The sequence below is a fragment of the Brachyspira catarrhinii genome, assembly GCF_005518285.1.
GTDB classification, from domain to species: Bacteria; Spirochaetota; Brachyspiria; order Brachyspirales; family Brachyspiraceae; genus Brachyspira; species Brachyspira catarrhinii.
Map to the genome: position 1 here is coordinate 1 of NZ_SJDU01000223.1, position 3,921 is coordinate 3,921.

General features: G+C 32.9%; 4 protein-coding genes. 3 read left to right on the forward strand and 1 reads right to left on the reverse strand.

Features of this window, described 5'->3' with window-relative positions:
• A partial coding sequence (locus EZH24_RS08375) for a class I tRNA ligase family protein (protein ID WP_153227232.1) occupies positions 1-871 on the forward strand: 871 nt, incomplete at its 5' end.
• 44 nt (positions 872-915) lie between these two features.
• Here the strand turns inward: EZH24_RS08375 and EZH24_RS08380 are convergent.
• Positions 916-2,262 (reverse strand): transglycosylase SLT domain-containing protein, encoded by a 1,347-nt coding sequence (locus EZH24_RS08380; RefSeq protein WP_137998707.1) that lies wholly within the window; start codon positions 2,260-2,262, stop codon positions 916-918.
• 211 nt (positions 2,263-2,473) lie between these two features.
• On the opposite strand from EZH24_RS08380, the gene EZH24_RS08385 reads away from it, so the two are divergent.
• Together EZH24_RS08385 and EZH24_RS08390 are read left to right on the forward strand one after the other, a co-directional pair.
• The gene (locus tag EZH24_RS08385; protein ID WP_137998706.1) at positions 2,474-3,040 is read left to right on the forward strand and encodes a DJ-1 family glyoxalase III; all 567 of its coding nucleotides are present in this window, start codon (positions 2,474-2,476) and stop codon (positions 3,038-3,040) included.
• 280 nt (positions 3,041-3,320) lie between these two features.
• Positions 3,321-3,884: a GTP-binding protein gene (locus EZH24_RS08390; protein ID WP_236847128.1), complete on the forward strand. Its 564-nt coding sequence runs from the start codon at positions 3,321-3,323 to the stop codon at positions 3,882-3,884.
• The last annotated feature ends 37 nt before the right edge of the window (positions 3,885-3,921 follow it).

A 3,921-nucleotide genomic window follows, 5' to 3' on the forward strand; every position in this document is an offset into this window, starting at 1 on the left:
AGATTTTACACATAACGCGAGAGTCGGCGACAATATGATGAAAGCGATAGCCGACAATTATAGAAAAATAAGAAACACTTTCAGATATTTGCTTGGCAATTTGAACGATTTTGATTTTGAAAAAGATAAAGTCGAAGTAGAAAAACTTTTGCCCGTTGACAGATACGCTTTGTCTCGTTTATATAGTTTTCTTAAATCCGCGGAAAAATCCTGCGATAATTACGAGTTTCATGTATTTTATCAAAAACTTATAAATTATTGCGTAGTCGAACTTTCGGCGACATATTTGGATATAATAAAAGACAGATTATATTGCGATAAAAAAGATTCTTTAGCTCGAAGAAGCGCTCAAACGGTTTTGGCGGAAATTTTGGATGTGTTGGTTAAAGTAATAGCTCCGTTTCTGCCTTTCACTATGGACGAAATTTGGGGACATTATAAAAAATCATCTTCCGTTCATTTGGAATTATGGACGGAATTAAAAGAAGAATATATCGATTTGGAACTTGAAAAAGAATGGGAAACTTTGATTAAGGTAAGGGGCGATGTTTTGCTTTCGCTTGAAAGAGCGAGAGACAATAATACAATCGGCAAATCTTTAGAAGCTTATATTAATATATCTCCAAAAGATTCCGCCGTTAAAGATTTATTAATCAAATATAGTAAATACTTAAACGAAATATTTATCGTGAGCAAAGTGACAGTCGAAGATAAAAAAGACGATTCTTTTATAGAAGGCGATATTTCATTTGTAAAAACGAGTAAAGCGGAACATGAAAAATGCGTTCGTTGTTGGGGACATTACGAATCTGTTGGAGAAGACAGCGAGCATAAAGAGTTGTGTCATAGATGCATCGAGGCGATAAAATAGTTTTTAAATTAAATTTATTTATATTTAGAGAAATTAAAACAATATCAATCTCGCTTCATGGGAATTCTTAAAAATATCTCGCTTCCAACCGAAAGAACATTATTTTTTAATTTATTCCAAGCCTTTATTTCCGAAATGTCGATTTTAAATTTCCGCGCTATAATCCAAAGAGTGTCGCCTTCTCTTATATGATACATTATATCTTTATATTCGTAATCGGGCGGAGGCAAAGATTCAAAATAAACAAATCTGCCGTCTCTAAGTCTCTCTCTCTCCTCTTCATATTGCGCCATATCGACTTGTTTTGCGTTATCGAGTCCTTGAATCGGAATCATTACCTGCTGTCCGATATTTAAATTTCTCGTTTTCAATTTATTTATTTCCACTATAGCCTGCATCGGAACATTATAAAATCTCGATAGATGCGAAAGAGTTTCGTTCATTCTTACTTCATGCTTTCTGAAAGTAATTCTCTCTTCCGCTGGAATCTTTCCAAATGTGTCGTAAAATTTCTGTTCTTTTCCTTCGGGGATTCTTAAAGGATATCTAACCATAGCTGGAGGAGTGACATTTCTCACCAAATGAGGATTCAAAGCTTTCAAATCCGCGGTGTCGACTTCAATCATTTCCGCGATAATCGACAAATCCGCAGCATCGTCAATATAAACCAAATCGCCTTGAGGAAAAATTACATTTGGCTTATTTATTTTGAATCCGAATCTTTCGGGATTTTTCGCTATTATAACCGCAGCGACATATTTTGGTATATATTCTCTCGTTTCTTTCGGCAAAACTTCCGCTTTAATCAAATCGTCAAAAATATTGCTTTTAGCTTTTTTTATAGCTCTCGATATTCTTCCGCCTCCCGCGTTATAGGCAGCCAAAGCTATAACCCAAGATTTGAAATTTTTATTTAATCTTATCAAATGTTCCGCCGCAGCTTTAGTCGAACGTTCGGGGTCAAATCTGTCGTCCGCCCAATAATTGACTTTAAGATTATATATCGCTCCCGTCATAGGCATAAACTGCCAAAGTCCCGCCGCTCCCGCTCTCGATATAGCTTGAGGATTAAAACTGCTTTCGATTATTGGCAAATATATCAAATCTTCTGGAACATTTTTTTCTTTAAAAACTTCTTTTATATATGGCAAATAAATCTGCGCTCTATCGATTATTCTCTGCATGTGAGGTTTCCAATTTCCTTGATACATGCTTATATAATAAGATACTCTATCGTTTCTGAAATTATTTACATCGAAACCCGCAAGCTCGACAACTTTTATATCGCGTCCCAAAGCCTCGCCGTAAACGGTAAGCTCGTATAGATTGACTCCGTCCAAACCTTTTCTTATATACATATCGAAAGTGTCGCATGAATTTGCGAATAATATTAAAATCGTTAGAAAAACGGAAATTATAATTTTCTTTATTTTGCTTTTATTGTTTTTATTAATAATAACTTTCACCATATTTAATTTTAAGATTTATAAAGAATTGATTATTATATTTAACATTATTTTTTGTATATTTGCAAGCATAAAATAACTTGAAAAATTATAAATAAAATAATACAATATAAAAAATTTTACTTCGGAGTTTTATATGTCAAAAAAAATTTTAGTTCCTTTAGCGGAAGGTTTTGAAGAAATTGAAGCGATAACGATAATAGATATATTAAGAAGAGCAAATTTGGAAGTTATAACGGCGTCTTTAACCGACAATTTGGAAGTAAAAGGCGGGCATAATATAATCGTCAAAGCCGACACTATTTTGGATAAAGTCATTAACGAAGATTTTGACGCTATTTCGCTTGCTGGCGGTATGGGAGGCATGAATAATTTGAAAAACGATAAAAGAATAATAGAAAAGATTCAAAAAATGTATAAAGAAAAAAAACTCGTTTCCGCCGTATGCGCGTCGCCTATAGTTTTGGGAGAGGCTAAAGTTTTGAAAGGCAAATACACTTGTTTTCCAAGCTGCGAAAAATCTATAAATATGGGAGAATATGTAGAAAAAGATTTGGTTGTTGTAGACGAAAATATCATAACCTCGAAAGGTCCCGCCACAAGCATGCTTTTTGCGTTAGAAATAGTAAAATATTTAACGGGCAAAAACGAAGAATTACCGAACGCTTTATTAATGCCTATCTTAATAAAGAATATAAAATAATTTTTAATAAAAAATCGATAAAAGAGAATTAATTTCTTATTTACATAGTTTATAGCTGTTATCTTTATAAAGTTTTAAATAAATTACATAAAAATTTTGTAATTGACATATAATTGAAAAATAAAAATTCGAATAAAATTTGATTTTTAAAAATTTTTTGACTATACTATATGTATCATGCACAAGTTAACTTTCTATGAATTCGCTTATCTTTTAAGCATCTTTAGAAAACTTAAAAACATTAATATAAATACAAATCTTATGTATAAAAGGAGAGATTATGGGCAAAATATATAAACCCGAAAGCATTCGTAATGTAGCCATTTTAGGGCATGTCGGAAGCGGCAAAACGACTTTAAACGAAGCTTTGCTTTTCAGAGCAAAATGCATCGACAAAAAAGGCGAAGTGGCAAGAGGAACTACCGTAAGCGATTATACGGACGAAGAGATAAAGCATAATATGTCGATTCGCACATCTTTAAGCTTTATAGAATGGAAAGACCATAAAATTAATCTGCTTGACATTCCGGGTTCTGGAGATTTTAGCGGAGAAATTAATCCAGCTTTGAGAGTCGCCGAATCTTGCATTGTAGTTATTGACGCGGAATTTGGAATACAAATCGAAACGGAAAAACATTGGCAAATGGCAAATAGTTTCAAAAGACCGCGAATTATTTTTATCAATAAAATCGATAAAGATATGATTAATCATAAAGAATTGCTTGAAAAAATAGAGCATAACTTCAAAGAGCCTCCCGTAGTTCCAATACAAATTCCTATGGGAAACGGAAAAGACTTTAAAGGAATAATAGATATTATTTATCATAAAGCTTTTTTCCTTTAGTCGCTGGAACATAAGAAGGAGAAGGCATATATCGGAT